Source organism: Methylosinus sp. LW4 (assembly GCF_000379125.1).
Taxonomy (GTDB): Bacteria; Pseudomonadota; Alphaproteobacteria; order Rhizobiales; family Beijerinckiaceae; genus Methylosinus.
Window position 1 is genome coordinate 855,245 of sequence record NZ_KB900626.1, and the last position, 17,967, is coordinate 873,211.

The 17,967-nt window shown below is 66.3% G+C and carries 20 protein-coding genes; 12 read left to right on the plus strand and 8 right to left on the minus strand.

Translation table 11 applies throughout. The features are described 5' to 3' along the window. The first annotated feature begins 48 nt into the window (after positions 1-48). The 3 genes from METLW4_RS0104300 to METLW4_RS0104310 are packed head-to-tail and all read left to right on the plus strand — an operon-like array spanning position 49 to position 1,239. On the plus strand, positions 49-744 hold the full coding sequence (locus METLW4_RS0104300) for an HAD family hydrolase (RefSeq protein ID WP_018264969.1): 696 nt from the start codon (positions 49-51) through the stop codon (positions 742-744). Positions 745-765: 21 nt separating this feature from the next. Next, positions 766-1,008, plus strand: a complete 243-nt coding sequence (locus METLW4_RS0104305) for a hypothetical protein (protein WP_018264970.1) — start codon at positions 766-768, stop codon at positions 1,006-1,008. 3 nt (positions 1,009-1,011) lie between these two features. Next, on the plus strand, positions 1,012-1,239 hold the full coding sequence (locus METLW4_RS0104310) for a hypothetical protein (protein ID WP_018264971.1): 228 nt from the start codon (positions 1,012-1,014) through the stop codon (positions 1,237-1,239). 105 nt (positions 1,240-1,344) lie between these two features. Here the strand turns inward: METLW4_RS0104310 and METLW4_RS0104315 are convergent, their stop codons facing one another. The 3 genes from METLW4_RS0104315 to METLW4_RS0104335 all read right to left on the minus strand — a co-directional run bounded on the left by METLW4_RS0104315 (position 1,345) and on the right by METLW4_RS0104335 (position 4,306). Then, positions 1,345-1,572, minus strand: a complete 228-nt coding sequence (locus METLW4_RS0104315) for a hypothetical protein (protein ID WP_157234896.1) — start codon at positions 1,570-1,572, stop codon at positions 1,345-1,347. A gap of 53 nt (positions 1,573-1,625) precedes the next feature. Continuing rightward, the gene (locus METLW4_RS0104320) at positions 1,626-3,131 is read right to left on the minus strand and encodes a YcjX family protein (RefSeq protein WP_018264973.1); all 1,506 of its coding nucleotides are present in this window, start codon (positions 3,129-3,131) and stop codon (positions 1,626-1,628) included. A gap of 635 nt (positions 3,132-3,766) precedes the next feature. Then, positions 3,767-4,306, minus strand: a complete 540-nt coding sequence (locus METLW4_RS0104335; RefSeq protein WP_018264976.1) for a SixA phosphatase family protein — start codon at positions 4,304-4,306, stop codon at positions 3,767-3,769. Between the two features lie 363 nt (positions 4,307-4,669). Between METLW4_RS0104335 and METLW4_RS0104345 the strand changes: the two genes are divergently transcribed. From METLW4_RS0104345 to METLW4_RS0104365, 4 genes are all read left to right on the plus strand, one after another. Continuing rightward, positions 4,670-4,975 (plus strand): hypothetical protein, encoded by a 306-nt coding sequence (locus tag METLW4_RS0104345; RefSeq protein WP_018264978.1) that lies wholly within the window; start codon positions 4,670-4,672, stop codon positions 4,973-4,975. Between the two features lie 106 nt (positions 4,976-5,081). After that, positions 5,082-5,447 (plus strand): tRNA-binding protein, encoded by a 366-nt coding sequence (locus tag METLW4_RS0104350; RefSeq protein WP_018264979.1) that lies wholly within the window; start codon positions 5,082-5,084, stop codon positions 5,445-5,447. Next, entirely contained in the window at positions 5,444-5,920 is a 477-nt protein-coding gene (locus METLW4_RS28505; protein WP_245258406.1) for a type II toxin-antitoxin system TacA family antitoxin, read from the plus strand. Before METLW4_RS0104350 ends, METLW4_RS28505 begins: the two co-directional genes overlap by 4 nt. Then, complete coding sequence (locus METLW4_RS0104365; protein WP_018264982.1) at positions 5,917-6,438, plus strand: GNAT family N-acetyltransferase; 522 nt, start codon at positions 5,917-5,919, stop codon at positions 6,436-6,438. The genes METLW4_RS28505 and METLW4_RS0104365 overlap by 4 nt, the downstream gene beginning before the upstream one ends. A 10-nt stretch (positions 6,439-6,448) precedes the next feature. On the opposite strand, the gene METLW4_RS0104370 is transcribed toward METLW4_RS0104365, so the two are convergent. The 4 genes from METLW4_RS0104370 to ppdK all read right to left on the minus strand — a co-directional run bounded on the left by METLW4_RS0104370 (position 6,449) and on the right by ppdK (position 11,998). Further along, positions 6,449-7,534, minus strand: a complete 1,086-nt coding sequence (locus METLW4_RS0104370) for a cell wall hydrolase (protein ID WP_026191238.1) — start codon at positions 7,532-7,534, stop codon at positions 6,449-6,451. Between the two features lie 139 nt (positions 7,535-7,673). After that, entirely contained in the window at positions 7,674-8,093 is a 420-nt protein-coding gene (locus METLW4_RS0104375; RefSeq protein WP_018264984.1) for a secondary thiamine-phosphate synthase enzyme YjbQ, read from the minus strand. Between the two features lie 39 nt (positions 8,094-8,132). Then, positions 8,133-9,236: an acyltransferase family protein gene (locus METLW4_RS0104380; protein WP_018264985.1), complete on the minus strand. Its 1,104-nt coding sequence runs from the start codon at positions 9,234-9,236 to the stop codon at positions 8,133-8,135. An 83-nt stretch (positions 9,237-9,319) separates the two neighbouring features. Next, on the minus strand, positions 9,320-11,998 hold the full coding sequence (gene ppdK, locus METLW4_RS0104385; RefSeq protein ID WP_018264986.1) for a pyruvate, phosphate dikinase: 2,679 nt from the start codon (positions 11,996-11,998) through the stop codon (positions 9,320-9,322). A 284-nt stretch (positions 11,999-12,282) separates the two neighbouring features. On the opposite strand from ppdK, the gene METLW4_RS0104390 reads away from it, so the two are divergent. From METLW4_RS0104390 to METLW4_RS0104410, 5 genes are all read left to right on the plus strand, one after another. Then, positions 12,283-12,492 (plus strand): DUF1192 domain-containing protein, encoded by a 210-nt coding sequence (locus tag METLW4_RS0104390; protein WP_026191239.1) that lies wholly within the window; start codon positions 12,283-12,285, stop codon positions 12,490-12,492. 100 nt (positions 12,493-12,592) lie between these two features. After that, a complete protein-coding gene (tsaD, locus tag METLW4_RS0104395; protein ID WP_026191240.1) occupies positions 12,593-13,654 on the plus strand; it encodes a tRNA (adenosine(37)-N6)-threonylcarbamoyltransferase complex transferase subunit TsaD in 1,062 nt (353 codons plus the stop codon). A 30-nt stretch (positions 13,655-13,684) separates the two neighbouring features. Next, positions 13,685-14,230, plus strand: a complete 546-nt coding sequence (locus METLW4_RS0104400) for a phospholipase D-like domain-containing protein (RefSeq protein ID WP_018264989.1) — start codon at positions 13,685-13,687, stop codon at positions 14,228-14,230. Then, a complete protein-coding gene (locus tag METLW4_RS0104405; RefSeq protein ID WP_026191241.1) occupies positions 14,227-15,222 on the plus strand; it encodes an NAD(P)H-dependent glycerol-3-phosphate dehydrogenase in 996 nt (331 codons plus the stop codon). The genes METLW4_RS0104400 and METLW4_RS0104405 overlap by 4 nt, the downstream gene beginning before the upstream one ends. A 123-nt stretch (positions 15,223-15,345) precedes the next feature. Then, on the plus strand, positions 15,346-16,812 hold the full coding sequence (locus tag METLW4_RS0104410) for a hypothetical protein (RefSeq protein ID WP_018264991.1): 1,467 nt from the start codon (positions 15,346-15,348) through the stop codon (positions 16,810-16,812). On the opposite strand, the gene METLW4_RS0104415 is transcribed toward METLW4_RS0104410, so the two are convergent. Further along, positions 16,793-17,896 (minus strand): DUF2865 domain-containing protein, encoded by a 1,104-nt coding sequence (locus METLW4_RS0104415; protein ID WP_157234898.1) that lies wholly within the window; start codon positions 17,894-17,896, stop codon positions 16,793-16,795. The genes METLW4_RS0104410 and METLW4_RS0104415 overlap by 20 nt on opposite strands. Positions 17,897-17,967 lie beyond the last annotated feature (71 nt).

The window sequence follows — 17,967 nt, forward strand, 5'->3', positions numbered from 1 at the left end:
AGAGAGGCGGGGGCGACCCCGCCTTTTTTATTTCGAGAGGACAGGCCGATGGCCGCGGTTTTTGAAACAAAACGCAAGACTTTGGTCGTTTTTGACGTCGATGGCACTCTCATCCAGTCGATGGCCGTGGACGGCGAGTGCTATGGCGCGGCATTGTTCGAGCATTTCGATACGACCGACATAAGTCTGGACTGGACGACCTATGAGCATGTGACCGACCCCGGCGTCGTCACGGAGCTCTATGCGCACAGGTTCGGTCGCGCGCCGACGGCGCAGGAGCTGCGCGATTTTCGGCAACGTTTCATGTCGCGTCTCGAGGCGGCGGTGTCCGGTCGCGAGGTTCTTCAGGAGACGCTCGGCGCTTCGCGTCTTTTGAGCGCTCTCGCGGCCGACGCTCGCTTCGAGGTGGCGATCGCGACAGGCGCGTGGCGAGCGCCGATTTCGATGAAGCTTGCAGTCGCCGGCGTCGACATTGGGGGCTTTCCCTTCGCCTGCGGCGATGACGCCATCGAACGCGCGCGCATTTTCTCTCTTGCGGTCGAGCGCACAGTTGGTTCGTTCGAGAGGATCGTGCTGGTTGGCGATGGAGTCTGGGACGTCGTCACGGCGCGAGCGCTCGGCTTCTCTTTTCTCGGCGTGGGAAGCGGCGCTGAGGCCGAGCGACTGCGCGAGGAGGGTGCGGAGCATGTGGTCGAGGATTTCTCGCGTCTCGAGGCGGTGATCGAACTATTGTCGAGAGCTTAACTTCATGCCGATGAGAATGTGATGACCATCCCTCGGGAGAAAATTGTCGCCCGCGTCGATCGCGATTTGCTGACAGCAATTCGTAGGATCGCCGAGAAAGAGGGTCGGCCCCTTCAGTCGATTGTCGAGGACGCGCTCGGCGCCTATGTCGAAAAGCATGACAAGTCGCGACCGCGAGTGCATGTCATGTCCGCCTATGAGTCCAGTCTCGAGCGTTTCGGATCGCTCTATGAGAAGCTGTCCATTCTCGAGGGCATGGAGTGAGTGATGACGATCAAGCTTTACGGCTATGGCCTTTTAAATGGAAAAAAACTAATAGAGCTACGAGAGGTCACAATATGTATCGATCAATCCAAAGCTCTCGCCCTGAGAGATTTCTTTGCTCGATGTGCAGAGCAGATGCAATTGAACCCTAAGTGGGAGCATGAACATTTCCAGGATGACGAATCGGCAGACATCATCGTTTTCAACCGCAGCAAATTGGTAGAAAAATAATCCATTTTGGCCGCTCGAGGCGACGTTGTTCCGACCGTAGACCGGATAGCCTGTCGCAGAACCATGTTGTATTGACGCCGCTTCCTCGCAAGCATTTGGCTGATTTCATCGATCAAGCTCCGCCAAGGCTTTGCCCTCCTCGAGCAACTCGAGAAGTTCCGCCCATCCTAAAATCTTTCCGCTGATGTTTGTATTGAAGACAATTTCAAGTGTCCCGTCGTCAGAAAATCCAAGGTCGAGTAGCGCAGTCTCACCACATATCAACTCGAACAGCGCGTAATCGCGATTGACGTCCGAAGTCTTGCGCCACCTATAAATGGAAGGTGCCATCATTTTGCCTTCAAGGGAATTGGTCTGCGTCTCACGGCGGGACGAAAGGCCAGACCTCACCCCAACCGATCCCCGAACAAAAACTCCATCGCCCGATCCAGCCGGATATGCGGCAAGGGCAAGGGCTCCTTGTCGCGGCCGAGGGAGGCGATCGGCGGGCGGAATTTCAGGAAGCGGAAATCGGCATCCTCCTCGGCCAGCGCCAGCGCGTCGCCGCGGAAGACATGGCGCGGATCGGCCGGCAATTCGCCGGGGAAGATCGCGCCCTCCGCCACGCCGTCGAATACGTCGTCGCCGATGCGCTCGCCCTCGATCGGCGTGCCGACGATGGCGGCGAGCGATTCGCCGTCATGCTTGACGATGGCCTCGCGCGTCGCGCGCACGGCGGCGAGCGCGATCACGTCTATGGTCGCGCCGACGCCCTCGGCGCGCTCGATCGCGCGCGAGGTGAGGTGGCGCAGCACGGCCTCGAGCCGATCATGGCTCGTATGGTGGAGATGGTCGGCCTTGGTGGCCGCGAAGAGGATGCGGTCGATCTTCGGACGGAAGATGGTCGAGAGCAGACTGGAGCGGCCGGTGCGGAAGGCGGTCAGCACATCGGCGAGCGCGGTCTCGAGATCGCGCACGGCGGCGGGGCCGGAGTTCAGCGCGGCGAGCGCGTCGACCAGCACGATCTGGCGATCGAGCCGCGCGAAATGATCGCGGAAGAAGGGCCGCACCACATGGGTCTTATAGGCCTCGTAGCGGCGCTCCATCATCGCCGCGAGGCTGCCGGAGGGGGGTGCGGAGCCTTCCTCCACGGGCAGCGGCGCGAAGGTCAGCGCCGGCGAGCCCTCGAGCTCGCCTGGCATCAGAAAGCGCCCCGGCGGCAAGGTGGAGAGGGCGAAGCGCTCCGTCTTGGCGGCGCGCAGATAATTGGTGAACAGCGCCGCGAGCTTGCGCGCCACATCCTCGGAGGCAGGCTCCTTCGGATCGACGCCCGCCGTCGCGCCGCGCCAATCGGCGGCGATGGTCGCGCGCGCCGCGGCCGAGGCGGCCTCCAGCGTCTCGCGCGACCATTGCGCATAGGATTTTTCCAAGAGCGGCAGGTCGAGCAGCCATTCGCCGGGATAATCGACGATGTCTATGTCCAGCCGCGCAGGACCGGGCCGGAAGCTCGACAGTAGACCGGCGGATTTGCGGTCATATTCCAGCGTCACGCGCAGCTCGGAGATGCGGCGCGTCGATTGCGGCCAATGGCGATCGGCGCCGGTCAGCGCGGAAAGATGCTCCTCATAGGAGAAGCGCGGCACGGCGTCGTCCGGCTGCGGATCGAGATGGGCGCTACGCAGGCGATTCTCGGCGGCGACGCGGAAGACGGGCAGCTGATTCTTGCGGCCATGCGTGGCGTCGCGCGCGGCGACGGCGCGGGTCAGATGATGCACCAGCGAGGTGATGAACACCGTCTTGCCGGAGCGCGACAGGCCGGTGACGCCGAGCCGCAAGCGCCCGCCCGCCAGAAAATCCTTGAGGCTGGCGGCGGCGACGGTGGTGTCGAAGAGAAGATCGGAAATCTGCGACAAGGTGGCGGCTCGGGCGTGCGGGGTCGCCTCTCGTGTAACAAGCGGCCGGCGATTTGGGTAGGGCGCGCAATGTTCGCCAGCGCACAAACGCCGGGGAGAGCGGCGGCTAATCTCCACACATCGCAAATGACGCGAAACACCGAATGGAGAAACCCCGATGAAGAAGCTTTTCCTGACCCTAGGCCTGATCGCGGGCTTCGTCTTCAGCGCCGCCGGCGCGCAGGCTTTCAATCCGCAGCCCGACCCGCCCGGCGTCCACGGCGGCGACGAGTGAGAACGAGCGGCAATACATTTTCGAACAATCACGAAATTTCGGAGCAAACCCCAATGAAGAAGCTTTTTCTGACCCTCGGCCTGATCGCGGGCTTCGTCTTCAGCGCCGCTGGCGCGCAGGCCTTCAACCCGCAGCCCGAGCCGCCCGGCGTCCATGGCGGCGACGAGTGATACGGCCCGTCCTCCCTCTCCCCGCGAGAGCGGGGAGAGGGCCGGGGTGAGGGGCTCGGGCATTAGCCAGGGACGGAAAACGCCCCGAGCCCCTCATCCGCACCTTCCTCCCGCAAGCGTCCGCAAGCGAGGAGAAGGAAGGCGGCGACGCCGTGCGAGCCGATCGGCCGAAGATCGCGGGAGGCTGCGCCTCAGTCCGGCTCGTCGGCGACGCCGCCGCGCAGATCGCCAGGCGTCACGAAACGCTCGAGATGGCCGGCGCCTTCGCCGACCATCGCCCAATCCTCGGCGTCGAAATCCAGCACCGCCAGCGCCGCGGTCGGATATTTGGAGCGCATGCGGGTGAGCGCCTCGGGCTCGCCGTCGGAGGCGAGGGCGGAGGCCAGCTCGGCGAAGCCGGGATTATGCCCGATGGCGAGCAGGGTGGAGATTTCGGCCGGCGTCTGGCGCACGGCGTCCAGCAGGCGATCCGGCGTCGCCAGATAGAATTCGTCGTCCAGCCTGTGCTCGACCTCGCGCGGAAACGCCTCCAGAGCGAGGTCCAGCGTGCGCTTGGCGCGGCGCGCGTCGGAGGCGACGGCGAGATCCGGCGCCAGCCCGGCCTCGGCCAGATAGCGGCCGACGGAGCGGGCGTCCTCCTCGCCGCGCTTGGTCAGCGGGCGCTGGCGATCGCCCCCCGCGGAGTGGGCGTCGGCTTTGGCGTGGCGCAGCAGGATGAGACGTCGCATCATTCTTTCGGCCCGATCGCTAGACGGCGGCCCGGAGCGGGAGCGCCCCGAGCGGCGTTTTTTTCACAAATTCGCCAACGTCGGCGCGCCGGAGCCCATCCGGCCGGAAATCACTCTTTGCCGATCATAGCGAAAGTTTCGCGACGCGGCGCGCCCATATGCGTGGCGCCGCCCGCCGGTCCCGCGAGCGAAATGCCGCGCCGATCCGCTCGCGCGCGAGGTTTTCGAAGCGGCTCGGTTGCGCTATAGCATTTTCCCCGATGGCGCTTCGCCGCCATCCCGCGCGCGCGTGGACGGAATCTCTCGCGCGCGGCTGGTATAGACGATTGCGGCGCTCGCGCCGTGGGAACTGGGGGAAGGGAACGCATGATCCGCGAATTCCAATATCGTGGCGAAACTTTCAGGGTCAACGCGCATGGCGTCGCCGGTCACGAGGAGGTGTTCATCATGCACCTCGTCGACGGCGAGGAAGAGGGCGAGATCTCCATCGATCGCATGACCGAGGAGAACGACACCAGCGCGCCGATCGACGCCATCTGCGTGATGCTGTGCGACAAGCTCATCATCGAGAACAGCATCGCCGTCGCCGATCCGAACGGCGCCTTCGCCTGGGTCGAGATGAAGACGCAGCGCGACGTGCTGCCGACGCGCGACGACTGGGCCGCGCACTGAGACGGCGCCGGCCCGCCGCGAGCGTGGGCCGGCGGCGAGCATTCTTTGTCGAGAAGCCGCCTTCGTGCGGCTTCTCGACGAAAATCGGCGCGCCAGGATTTTACGCATGAGCCCCGACCCCGCCGCGCCTGCGGCCGAACGGCTCGATTTTACGCATTTTTCGGCCGTCGACATTCGCATCGGCACGATCGTCGCCGCCCATGCTTTTCCCGAGGCGCGCAAGCCCGCCTATAAGCTCGAGATCGACTTCGGCCCTGGCCTCGGCGTGAAGCGCTCCAGCGCGCAGATCACGGCTCATTACGATGTTTCGACGCTGGTCGGGCGCCAGGTGGCGGCGGTGGTGAATTTCCCGCCGCGGCAGATCGGCAAATTCATGTCCGAGGTGCTGACGCTCGGCTTTCCTGATGAAAATGGCGATGTCGTTCTGGTCGCGCCGGAGCGGGCCGTGCCGAATGGGGCGAGGTTGTATTGAGGGGCGGCGGCACGCCGCTTTATTTGAAGACGTTGAGCCAGCCGAACAGATCGACGAGAAACTCGAGCGTCGCCAGCCAATCGTCCCAGGCGAATATCCGCTCTCGAATCGTTCGTGGCTTTTCTTCCGACATCGCCGTCGCGAAACCGCCCGCTCGAATTGAAATTTCGAGTCTGTATGCTATTGTCATACGCATGAAAGAGCAATCCACCGCAACCTCCGTCCTGAGCGTGCGGGTTTCGCCCGACGAGCGCGCGCTGCTGGAAGAAGCGGCGGCGCAGTCGCGCATGACGTTGAGCGAATTCATGCGTCGCAAGGCGGTGGAGGCGGCGGAGGCCGAGGTGATCGAGCGCAGCGTCGTCACTATACTGGCGAAAGATTGGGAAGCGTTCGAGGCGTGGCTCGACCGTCCCGCGGAGCCGATAGCCGCGCTTTCGGCGTTGGCGCAGCGAACGCCCTCTTGGAAAAAATGAAGATCGCGGCGCCGTCGCCGCCGCGGCCGCTCCGGGAAAGCGACGACCGCAGCCAGTTCGATTGCGGGCGAGCGTCCCTCAACGACTGGTTTCGCCGCCGCGCCTGGATCAACCAGCTCAATGACGTGTCGCGCGTCAATGTGATGACGGCGGGCGACACGGGCCTCATTGTCGCCTATGTGGCGATGAGCGCGGCGCAGATCGAGCGCGCCTATTTGCCGAAGCCGCAACAACGCAATCGCCCCGACCCCGTGCCCGTCCTATTGCTCGGACAGCTCGCGGTGGACAAAGCCTGTCAGGGAAGGGGATACGCCGCAGATCTTCTTTTCTTTGCTTTCGAGACGGCGTTGCGCGTTTCTGAGATCATCGGCGGCGCCGGACTCCTCACCCATCCGCTCGACGATGATGCGCGTCGCTTTTACGCTCGATGGGGGTTTGGCGAGCTGCCCTATGATCCGCGCCGCGCGATGATCATTCGCATGGCCGATTTGCGTGTGAGCTTCGCGGAGCGTCGCTGAGGCGCTCGTCTCACGTCTGCCCCGGCCGCAGCCGATAGAAGATGTGATTGCCGATCTTGTCCATCTTCTTCAGCTGCTTGGCCCAACGCGGTTTCACGTAATTGGCGTGGTAATGCGTCGAGCGGCCCACGTCCGAAATATAGGTGTGGCCGTTCATCACCTCGTCGGCGATGCGTTGGGCGGTCGCCCAGGAATCGGGCTCGGTGACGCGCAGCTTGCGGCCTTCGCAGGCGAAGGAGAATTGGCAGGCCTTGTAATGGCTGCGGTTCTGATAGACGACGCCACAGACGCTGGTCGGATAGAGGCCGGAGGACACGCGGTTCAGCACCACTTGCGCCACCGCAGCCTGGCCCGCCTCCGGCTCGCTGCGCGATTCGAAATAGACCGCCTCGGCGAGGCAGCGCTTCTCGCGCGCCAGCTTGTCGGGGTCGATCAGCGAGGCGTAATCGGGCGGCATCCTCGCGTCTTGCAGAGCGCGCGAGGGCGCGAAAGAGGCGACGGCGATCGGCACAGCGTCGGGCTGCGCCGGCGTCGAGGAGGCGAGCGCCGCAGCGCGCGCGACCTGCGGCGTCGCGCCATGGGCGGCGCGCTCGCGCATCGCCTCGGAGATGCGTTGCGTCGTCGCCGAGCCGCGCTGCGAGGGAGAGGCCTGGCCATTGCCGCGCTGCGTCGTCGGCGCGCCGCTGGAATCGGCGGGGAGGTCGGCGGCTTCCGGCTCGGCGAGGGAGATGGTCGTCGTCTCGCTGTCCGCGCCGAGCGAAATCTCCACCGTCTCGCTGTCATTGCGCCGCGTGTCGAAGGAGGGTCGCATGGCGATGACGGGATCGCCCTTTTTGGTGCGGTCCACCTCGGGGAAAGCCTCGGCGTGGGGTTTCAGCGCGGCATGCGGCTCGCGCTCGTCCGGCTGCGCGTGAATGTCTTCCGGCGCGCCGACGGAGAGCCGCGCCGTCTGCAGGCGCGCGAGATGCGGCGCTGTGTTCCAGCCTTGCGAAGGGTCCTGGCCGGCGGCCGCGGTGAAGGACACCAACAGGCCAGCGCCCAGCCACCAGGGCGCGATGACGCCTATGGCCCAGCTCACTCCCGACCGACGACTCATACGCTGACGCCCCGTCTCGACCCGCGGAAGCGTGGCCGAAACGCCACACGCAAACGCAGAAAAGCCTAACGGCAAGCGTTATCGCTCATTAGGCTTGCGGGTCGGTTAAGGCGGCGCTCCTCGCATGTCCCGCTTTGGATCATTCGCCGAGGAGATGCGCCACCAGCTCGCGCGTCTGCGCGCCATGGCGATGCTCGAAGAGATAGATCGCCTGCCAAGTTCCCAGCACGAGAGCGCCGCGCGACAGCGGAATGGAGAGCTGCGTCTGCGTCAGCGCCGTCCTTATATGCGCGGGCATATCGTCCGGGCCTTCCGTATCATGCTCATAGAGGCGCGCGCCCTCCGGCGCGAGGCCGGCGAAGGCGCGTTCGAGATCGCGCAGCACGGCCGGATCGGCGTTTTCCTGAATGGTGAGCGAGGCCGATGTGTGCCGGCAGAACAACGTCAGCAGGCCCGTCGTCAGCCCCTCGCCGCGCGCCCAGGCGGAGACGACGCGGGTGACGTCGTAAAAGCCCTTGCCGCGGGTTTCGACATGGAAGTGATGGAGCGATTGGCGCATTGGGGGAATGTGCGGAGGAAGCACGGAGAAGTCCAGCGCTCAGGCGAGCGCGCCCGGCGCGGGTTGCAGATGGCGTGGCGCGGCGGCTCTTTCTCGGCTGCGTCTCGCCGCGTTCCAGCGCAGCAGCGGCTGCTCGAGAATGTGATGGCTCGCAGAAGCGATCGCGACTGTGAGGAGAAAAGCGACGCGCTTTTGCTCGAGACCGAATGCGGAGCCGCTGGCGATGAAGAGCGCGAGAATCGGCTGATGCCAGAGATAGACGCCATAGGAGATGGCGCCGAGATAGGCGAGCGGTCGGTTCGAGAGGATGCGGGCGGAAAGCGACATCGGATTGTATCGGCAGTCAATGATGACCATCGCCGAGATGACTGCGAGCAGGGTGTAGCCGAAGATCGCCAGCGCGACGCCTCCTATGTCCATATAAGCGCCCAATATCGGCATTGCGGCGAGCAGCGTCGCCGAGAGCGTCGGCCGCGTCCTCAGCCATTCGACGAGAGCGGCGCGCAGGCCGGGCATAGACAGCGCCACGGCCAGCGCGCAGCCGACCAGCAGCTCGTCTATGCGCGTGTCGAAGCCGTGATAGATGCGAAACGTCCGTGCGCCGTCATAGAGGAGGAGCCAGCGCCAGAGCGTCACGACGGCGACGCCCATGAGGATCGCCTTCAGAAGGTCGGAGCGCGACAAGCGTGCGGCGCCCGCTGCGAGCAGCAAGGGCCAGCTCAGATAGAACTGCTGTTCGACCGCCAGCGACCAAACATGGGAGAAATAGAAGGAGTCGCCGAAACGCTCGATGAAGGCGCGCTTCCAATTGCTCGTGTAGGTGAGAACGAAGCCGAGGTCGCCCGGCAGCTCGTGGGGCGGGATGGAGAGAGCGGCGACGATGAGCGTCGTTCCCAGCGCCATCGCCCAGAGGGCCGGCGCGAGACGAATGGTGCGGCGCAGGAAAAAGGAGGAGAAGCGAAAGCTTCTCGTCTCCAGCTCGTCGAGCAGGAGAGTCGTGATGAGATAGCCGCTCAGCACGAAGAATATGTCGACGCCGACGAAGCCGCCCGTCGGCAGATTTTGCCAGTAATGAAACAGGATCACGAAAAGAACCGCGACTCCGCGGAGGCCGTCCAGCGCGGCCGCTCTCGAATTCATCATTGAAACGCCTTGAAATATTACGGGAGCCGTTTGCGACAATCCCGTAAGTAGTCTCGGCGAAAATTCTTAACGAAAGGCTGCGCTCACGCCGTGCTCACCGCCTCCTTGCCGAGCGCCGCCTGCGCCGCGGCGAGGCGGGCGATCGGCACGCGATAGGGCGAGCAGGACACGTAATCGAGGCCGACGCTCTCGAAGAAGGCGATGGAGGCCGGATCGCCGCCATGCTCGCCGCAAATGCCGAGCTTGATCGCGGGACGTTGCGCGCGGGCGCGCGTCGCGGCGAGGCGCACCAGCTCGCCGACGCCCTGCTGATCGATGGTCACGAAAGGATCGGCCGGCAATATGCCTTTTTGCGCATAGGCGCCGAGGAAGGAGCCGGCGTCGTCGCGCGAGACGCCCAGCGCCGTCTGGGTGAGGTCATTGGTGCCGAAGGAGAAGAACTCCGCCGTCTCGGCGATCTCGGCGGCGCGCAGGCAGGCGCGCGGCAGCTCGATCATCGTGCCGATGTGATATTTGGGCGAGAGGCCGGTCTCCTGCTCGAGCGCCTTCGCCGTCGCGTCTATGCGCGCGGCGACGAAATCCAGCTCCGCCTTGGAGAAGACCAGCGGCACCATGATCTCGATCGTCGCCGGCACGCCGGTTTGCGCGGCGGAGGCGATCGCCGCCTCGAAGATCGCGCGCGCCTGCATCTCGGCGATCTCGGGGAAGGCGACGGCGAGGCGCACGCCGCGAAAGCCGAGCATGGGATTGAACTCGGAGAGCTCCTTGGCGCGCTGGCGCAGCTTGGCCGGATCGGCGCCCATGGCCTCCGCCACCTCGGCGATCTCGGATTCCGTATGCGGCAGAAACTCGTGCAGCGGCGGGTCGAGCAGGCGGATCGTCACCGGCAGGCCGGCCATGATCTCGAACAGCTCCTGAAAATCGCCGCGCTGGATCGGCAGCAGCTTGGCGAGCGCGGCGCGGCGGCCCTCGACATCGTCGGCGAGGATCATCTCGCGCACGGAGACGATGCGGTCGTCCTCGAAGAACATATGCTCGGTGCGAGCGAGGCCGACGCCCTCGGCGCCGAAGCGCCGCGCCGCGCGGGCGTCCGCCGGCGTCTCGGCGTTGGCGCGCACGCGCATGCGGCGGGCCTTGTCCGCCCATTCCATCAGCACGGCGAATTCGCCGGTCAGCTCCGGCTGGCGCATCTTCACCGCGCCGGCGATCACGCGGCCGGCCGAGCCGTCTATGGTGACGAGATCGCCCTTGGCGAAGCGGCGCCCCGCGACTGAAAAGCTCTGGTCCTCATAGCTCACGCGGATGGCGCCGACGCCGGAGACGCAGGGCTTGCCCATGCCGCGGGCCACCACGGCGGCGTGCGAGGTCATGCCGCCGCGCGTCGTCAATATGCCCTCGGCGGCGTGCATTCCGCCGATATCCTCCGGGCTCGTCTCGACGCGCACCAGAATGATCTTGCGGCCCTGCGCGGCGAGCGCCTCGGCCTCCGCGGCGTCGAAGACGATCTCACCGACGGCGGCGCCGGGCGAAGCGGGCAGGCCGCTGGCCAATATGGTCGTCTTCACGTCCGGGTCGATGGTGGGATGCAGCAATTGGTCGAGCGACAGTGGATCGATGCGCAATATCGCCTCGTCGCGGGTGATGAGCCCCTCATTGGCCATGTCGACGGCGATCTTCAGCGCGGCCGGCGCGGTGCGCTTGCCGGTGCGCGTCTGCAGCATCCAGAGCTTCCCGCGCTCGACGGTGAACTCCATGTCCTGCATGTCGCGATAATGCTTCTCGAGCAGCGCCGAGACGTGGCGGAACTCCTCGAACACATCCGGCAGCGCCGCCTCCATGGAGGGACGGGTGGAGCCGCCGGCGCGGCGCGCGGCCTCGGTGATCGGCTGCGGGGTGCGGATGCCGGCGACGACATCCTCGCCCTGCGCATTGATGAGGAACTCGCCATAGAGCTCGCGCGCGCCGGTCGAGGGATTGCGTGTGAAAGCGACGCCGGTCGCGGAATTATCGTCCATATTGCCGAAGACCATGGCCTGAACATTGACGGCCGTGCCCCAATCCTCGGGAATATTGTGCAGCTGGCGATAGATGATGGCGCGGTGATTCATCCAGGAGGAGAAGACGGCGCCGATCGCGCCCCATAATTGCTCGCGCGGCTCCTGTGGAAAGGGGCGGGCGGTCGCTTTCTCGACAATCGTCTTGAATGTGTCGACGATAAAGCGCCAATCATCGGCCGAAAGATCCGTGTCGAGCGAGAGGCCTTTCTTCTCCTTATAGTGCTCGAGCGCGTCCTCGAACGCGTGATGCTCGAGGCCGAGCACCACTGTCGCATACATTTCGACGAAGCGACGGTAGGAATCATAGGCGAAGCGCTCATTGCCGGCGATCGCCGCCAGCGCCCCGACGGTCTTGTCGTTGAGGCCGAGGTTCAGCACCGTATCCATCATGCCGGGCATGGAGGCGCGGGCGCCGGAGCGCACCGAGACCAGCAGCGGCCATTTCGACTCGCCGAAGCTATGGCCGGCGAGCTCGCCGAGACGCTCCAGCGCCGCGTCGATCTGCGCGCCGAGCTCGGCCGGATAGGTCTTGCCATTCGCATAGAAATGCGAGCAAACCTCGGTGGTTATGGTGAAGCCAGGGGGGACCGGCAGGCCGAGCCCGGCCATTTCGGCGAGGTTGGCTCCCTTGCCGCCGAGCAGGTTCTTCATCGCGGCCGCGCCTTCGGCCGCGCCGCCGCCGAAATTATAGACCCATTTGGTCATAGCATCATTTTCCGGGCGCCACGCTGCGGCGCAACATACAAGAACCGGACCGCCGAGAGCTTCCCCCGAAGGTTTCGCATATTCGAGCTCACGCTCGCAACCGGCGGCGCCGGGATTGTCCGGCGAATGACCGGTCCTTGTCGCAAAATAGGTCGGCCCAGACGAATATTCCGTGAACGGCGGCCCCGCCGGCGCAGAAAATGGACGCTTGTCCCGATGCATGGCGAGCGGCGCGCTTTTCTGGTCTAATGCAATTCCGCGAGGAAAGCTTCGGGGACCACGCCATGATCGACGACCAGGATGAGCGTCCGCGCGCCGGAGCGGGCGGCGGCAAGACCGTCTCGCACGAGATCGGCCAGCCCCTGGACGCGCTCTCGGTCGCCGAATTCGACGAGCGCATCGCGCTGCTGCGCGCCGAGATCGAGCGGCTCGAGCAGGCGCGCGCCGCCAAGGCGGCCTCGCTCGCGGCCGCCGACGCGTTTTTCAAGAAATAGATCGGCGATTTGCTTTGCCGGGCCGCGCGCCTATAGGTTGGCGCCTGTTTTGGCTCCCGCCGGCAGGGCGATTCGTCCGCCGGCGCTCGAGGATCCGTCCATGCGCGTGCTCGGCATTGAAACCACCTGCGACGAGACGGCGGTCGCCGTCGTGGCGTCGCGCATCGGCGGCGATGGCGGCGACATTCTCTCAAATGAGGTGATGAGCCAGATCGCCCAGCATGCGGCCTATGGCGGCGTCGTGCCGGAGATCGCGGCGCGCGCCCATATCGATGTGCTGGAGCGGCTGATCGTCCGCGCGCTGGATACGGCGGGAACCGACATCGCCGGCGTCGACGCCATAGCGGCTTCCGCCGGGCCGGGCCTCATCGGCGGCATTCTCGTCGGCCTCACCGCGGCCAAGGCGCTGGCGCTCGCCGCCGACAAGCCCTTCATCGCCGTCAATCACCTCGAGGCCCATGCGCTCACCGGCCGCCTGACCGAGCGGCTGGACTTCCCCTATCTCGCTCTGCTGGTTTCCGGCGGCCATACGCAGCTCGTCGCCGTGATGGGCGTCGGGGATTACAAGCGGCTCGGCTCGACAGTGGATGACGCGGCCGGCGAGGCCTTCGACAAGGTCGCCAAAATGCTCGGGCTTCCCTATCCCGGCGGCCCGCATATCGAGCGTTTGGCGGAGGAGGGCGATCCGGCCCGCTTCGATTTTCCGCGTCCCATGTTCGGCCGCGAGGGGGCGGATTTCTCGCTCTCCGGCCTCAAGACCGCGGTGCGCCAGGAGATCGCCCGGATCGGAACGCCGACCGAGCGCGACGTCGCTGATCTCGCCGCCTCCTTCCAGGCGGCGATCGTGGATGTTCTGGTCGATCGCGTGCGCTCCGGCCTGCGCATCTTCACCCAGAATGGCGGCCAGCCCAATGGGCTCGTCATCGGCGGCGGCGTCGGCGCCAATGGCGCGATCCGCCGCGCGCTCACGCGTCTTTGCGCCGAGACCGGCCTGCGCTTCGTCTCGCCGCCGCCGGGGCTGTGCTCGGACAATGGCGCGGTGGTGGCCTGGGCCGGGCTCGAGCGCTTTGCGCGCGGCATGACCGATGATCTGACCTTCGCCGCCCGCCCGCGCTGGCCGCTGGACGCCAACGCCGGCGCGTTGCACCACGGCAAGGCGTGAGCGCTCGATGCCTTCGGCGGGGCGGATGAGATGAAGCGGCTCTTGCTGGCCGCGGCGGCGACCTTCTCGGTTCCGCCGCAGCCCGGCGGCCTGCTGTCGCAGGAGCCGCTCGCCGTCGGCGTGCGCGTCTTCTATGGGCCGCGCCCCGGCTTCGAGGACATCGATCTGCGGCTCATCGGCGGCGCCAAAAAATCCATCGATATGGCCGCTTATGTCCTCACCGATCGCGCGGTGATCTCGGCGCTCGGCGCCGCCGCCATGCGCGGCGTGCGCGTGCGAATCTATATCGACGGGGAGGAGCGCGGCGGCCTCGGCTCGGCGGTGGAGGCGGTCGCCGCCGCCCGCAATATGGAGATCAGGCGCAAGGGCCGCTCGCGCGATCTGATGCATCTGAAGTCCTATCAGGTGGACGGACGGATGCTGCGCAGCGGCTCCGCCAATTTTTCGGTCTCGGGCGAAGAATTCCAGGACAATGACCTCATATTGATCGAAAGCCCTAGTGCGGTCGAGCAGTTCGAGGCGACATTCGAGCGGCTATGGGCGCGCTCGGACAATCAGAAGATCGGGATGCGATGACGAGCGAGGAGAAGAAGATCGCCGTGCTGGGCGCGGGCGCCTGGGGAACGGCGCTCGCCAATGTGGCCGCGACTGGGCGCGAGAGAGTGGCGCTCTGGGGTCATGATCCCGCCCATATCGCCGCCCTCGCGCGCGACCGCGAGAACCGCGCCTATCTGCCGGGCCTGCCGTTGGCGGCGGGCGTCGCGCCTTCCGCCGATCTCGAGGCCGTGGCGGGCGCCGGCGTCGTGCTCTCGGTGGTTCCGGCGCAGGCGATGCGCGAAGTGGCGCGGCGCTTTCGCGACATTCTCGCGCCGGGAACGGCTTTCGTCATCTGCTCCAAGGGCATAGAGAGTGGCACGCGGCGCTTCATGAGCGAGGTGGCGGCGCAGGAGTTGCCGCAGGCGAATATCGCCATTCTCTCCGGCCCGAGCTTCGCCGCCGATGTCTGCCGCGGCCTGCCGACGGCGGTGACGCTCGCCGCGCGCGACGAGGCGCTGGCCAAGCGCCTGTGCGAGATATTGTCGACGCGCGCCTTCCGCCTCTATCGCTCAACCGATGTGCTGGGCGTCGAGATCGGCGGCGCGGCGAAGAATGTGCTCGCCATAGCGAGCGGCATGGCGGCGGGCAGGGCGCTCGGCGCCAGCGCCGGCGCCGCGCTGATCGCGCGCGGCTTCGCCGAGCTGACGCGTCTCGGCCGCGCCTATGGCGTCAATCAGGAGACGCTGATGGGCCTCTCCGGCCTCGGCGATCTGGTGCTCACCTGCGGCTCGGCGCAATCGCGCAATTTCGCCCTGGGCGCGGCGCTGGCGAGCGGCGAGGCGCCGCTCGAGGCCGCCCACGGCAAGCTCGCCGAGGGCGCCTTCACCGCCTCCGCCCTCGTGGCCATGGCCAAGGAGCGCGGCGTCGAAATGCCGATCGCCGAGGCGGTCGATGCGATATTGTCGGGCGCGATCGGCGTCGATCAGGCGATAGAGGCGCTGCTGATGCGGCCGCTGAGAGCGGAGGCTTGAGCTTTCGTTGACCGCTCTGTGAGATTCTATCCCGATGAAGCAGGGCGAGCCTGAAGGCTCGCGGTCCGAGCCCGCCACTGGACCGCGAGCCTTCAGGCTCGCATCGCGTACCGAGCCGTTTGCATGACCCTCGATATTTCCGCGCGAGATCGCGCGGCCGTTCTCGATCTGCGATCGAACCGCTTCCATCTTGAAGCCCTCATCGCCCTGACCCTCATCGGCGCTGCGCTGCGCCTCTGCGCTGCGCAAGGCGATCTCTGGCTCGATGAAATCTGGACGCTGAACCTGCTCGAGCGGGCGCATTCCTTCGGCGACGTCTTCATCGGCTTGCATCACGACAATAATCACGTCGCCAATTCCGCCTGGCTCTATCTCATAGGGCCGAACGCGCCGGTTCCGCTGATGCGTCTCGCCGCGATCGTGTTCGGGACGCTGGCCATTCCCGCCGCCGCGGCCGCCAGCCGCCGCTATTTCGACGCGGCCGGCCTCATCGCGGCTTTCGTCTTCGCGACCTCCTATTTCTTCGTCCATTACGGCTCTGAGGCGCGCGGCTATGCCGGCATGACGCTCGCCGTGCTGCTGGCCTATGGTCTCGTGGACGCCATTCTGGCGGAGGGCGCCTCTTGGCGCCGGCTGCTGGCGCTGGCGGCGGCGATCTGTTTCGGGACCTTCTCCCATCTGACGATGATCGAGGCGAGCGGCGCGCTGGCGCTGACGGCGCTGCTGCGTTTTCGTCGCAGCACTCTCGGCCGGACGGTCGCAATCGGGGCTGTCGCCGGGCTCGCCAGCCTTCCCGCGCTCGCCTGCTTCGCCTATGGCGCGCTGGCCCCGGATTTTCAGGTCGGGGCCATGGTTCCGCTGAGCCCGGCGATCTTCGCCGAGGGCGTCGCCGGAATGGCGCGGGCGACCTTGGGCTTTCCGCGCGGCGTCGATGATTTCGTCCTGCTCGGCGCCGCCGGGCTGCTCGCCCTCGGCCTGCTGGCGGTTCTGCCGGCGGAGCGGCGGGGCTTCCCGGCCATCGCCGTCTTTGGCTTGCCGCTGCTGCATGTGGCCGCCGGCCTGCCGAGCCAGCAATATCCGCGTTTTCACTCGACCGCGGCGATCGGCCTCGCGCTGCTCGCGGCCGAAGGCTGCGCCGCCCTTTGGCGCGCCGGCGCGTGGCGGCGCGGGTTGGCCGTTGGCCTGCTGGGCGCTTTCGCTATCGGCGAGGCTATCCAACTCGCCGATTTCTACCGCGATGGCCGCGGCCATTACGCCGATGCGGTGAAGATCATGGCCGAACGGAAAGAGGCGTCCTACGCCGTCGATTTCGCCCGCGGCGAAACCAAGGCCGTCGTCGCCTATCACGCCCGTAGGCTGGGCTTCGCCGCGACGGCCGTCTCTCCCGCTGAATGGTGCGCGACGCCGCCGGCTTTTCTGCTTGTGGTCGATTTGCCGGATGCGAAGGCCGATCATGCGGAGCGACGCTCCGCCGGCCCGCAGGATTGCCGCTCGGCCTTCCTGCGGCGGGGATATTTCCCGGCGTCGGGCCTCTCGGGCTTCGCCTGGACGCTCTATGAGCGGGAGGAGATCACAAGGTCGGCGCGATGACGCGGACGCGCTTCTTGACGCCATCGGCGCCGACGATCTCGCGCGTCGTCTCATGCGCGTCGACCGGGCGCTTCTCCGGCTGCGTCGCCTCCGTGGCGGGGAGATTGGGCGAGACCGCGCCCCGCGCCGTGCGCGCGATGATCGGCCGCGACATTTCCTCCGCCTTTTCCGCCGAGACGACGAGATCGCCCTTGTTGCGCTCGGCCAGCAGGCGCTCCGCCTCGGCGAGCGTCTCCGCCCAGCTGCGGCCCGGCGGCCGGCAGGAGCAGGTCGGATCATAGCTCTTGGTGAATTTCAGCGCATTGGGATGGTCGCCATAGGCCTCGCCATCCATCGACACCGCGGTCTCGATATCGCGCGAGGGCGAGCGCGTGTAGAGCGTCACTTCCACATTGGGGCATTGCGCCCGGCACAATTCCTGGAGATCGGCGAGATTGGCGCGCCGCGCCGAATAGCTGATGGGGAAGAAGCCGCCGTCGCAGGCGCGCACGCAGACCGCCAGCGAGCCGCCGTGCGCGACTGGCCCGCCATTGTCGTCCTCGCCGCGATCCTGCTGCCCGTCGAGGGGAAGCTCGCGGACAGGCGTCGGCTCCTCCTCCTGCGAGCCGAACAGCTCCTCGAAAATATTGCGCTGACGGGAGGCGACGCGCGTCGGCTGCTGCGGCTGCCGGCATTGTTGATCGAAGCGCGCCTGCAGCGCTTGCCGCTGGCCGTCGCCGGAATTCTGCTGGAGCGCGGCGAGATTGGAGCGCATCTGCGCGATGCGGCCGTTGATCGCGCCGCATTGCGGCGGCGGCGCATTGCCGAAGAAGAGAAACTGCTGCCGGTCGCAGCCGATGGAATGGCCATAGGCGACCGTGCGGTCGATCTCTTTCTGCTGGGTCGCGGCGGCGGCGCGATAGCGGGCCGAGCCGCTGTTGTTGCCGGCGGCGGCGATCTGCGCGCGCAAATTGTCGCAATAGGCCGATTGCGCCATCGCTGGCGCGGAGAGCAGCGCGGCCGCCGCCAGACCGAGCGCGCCCGCGAGGCGTTGCAGGAGCCGATGGCGGGCGGACGTCTTCCGAATGATATGTTTCGCCGACATTGGTCCTATATTGCGCGATTCGAAAGGCGAGGCGCCGCGGGCCGGCGAATCCGAAACCGTCGAGCTCGAGA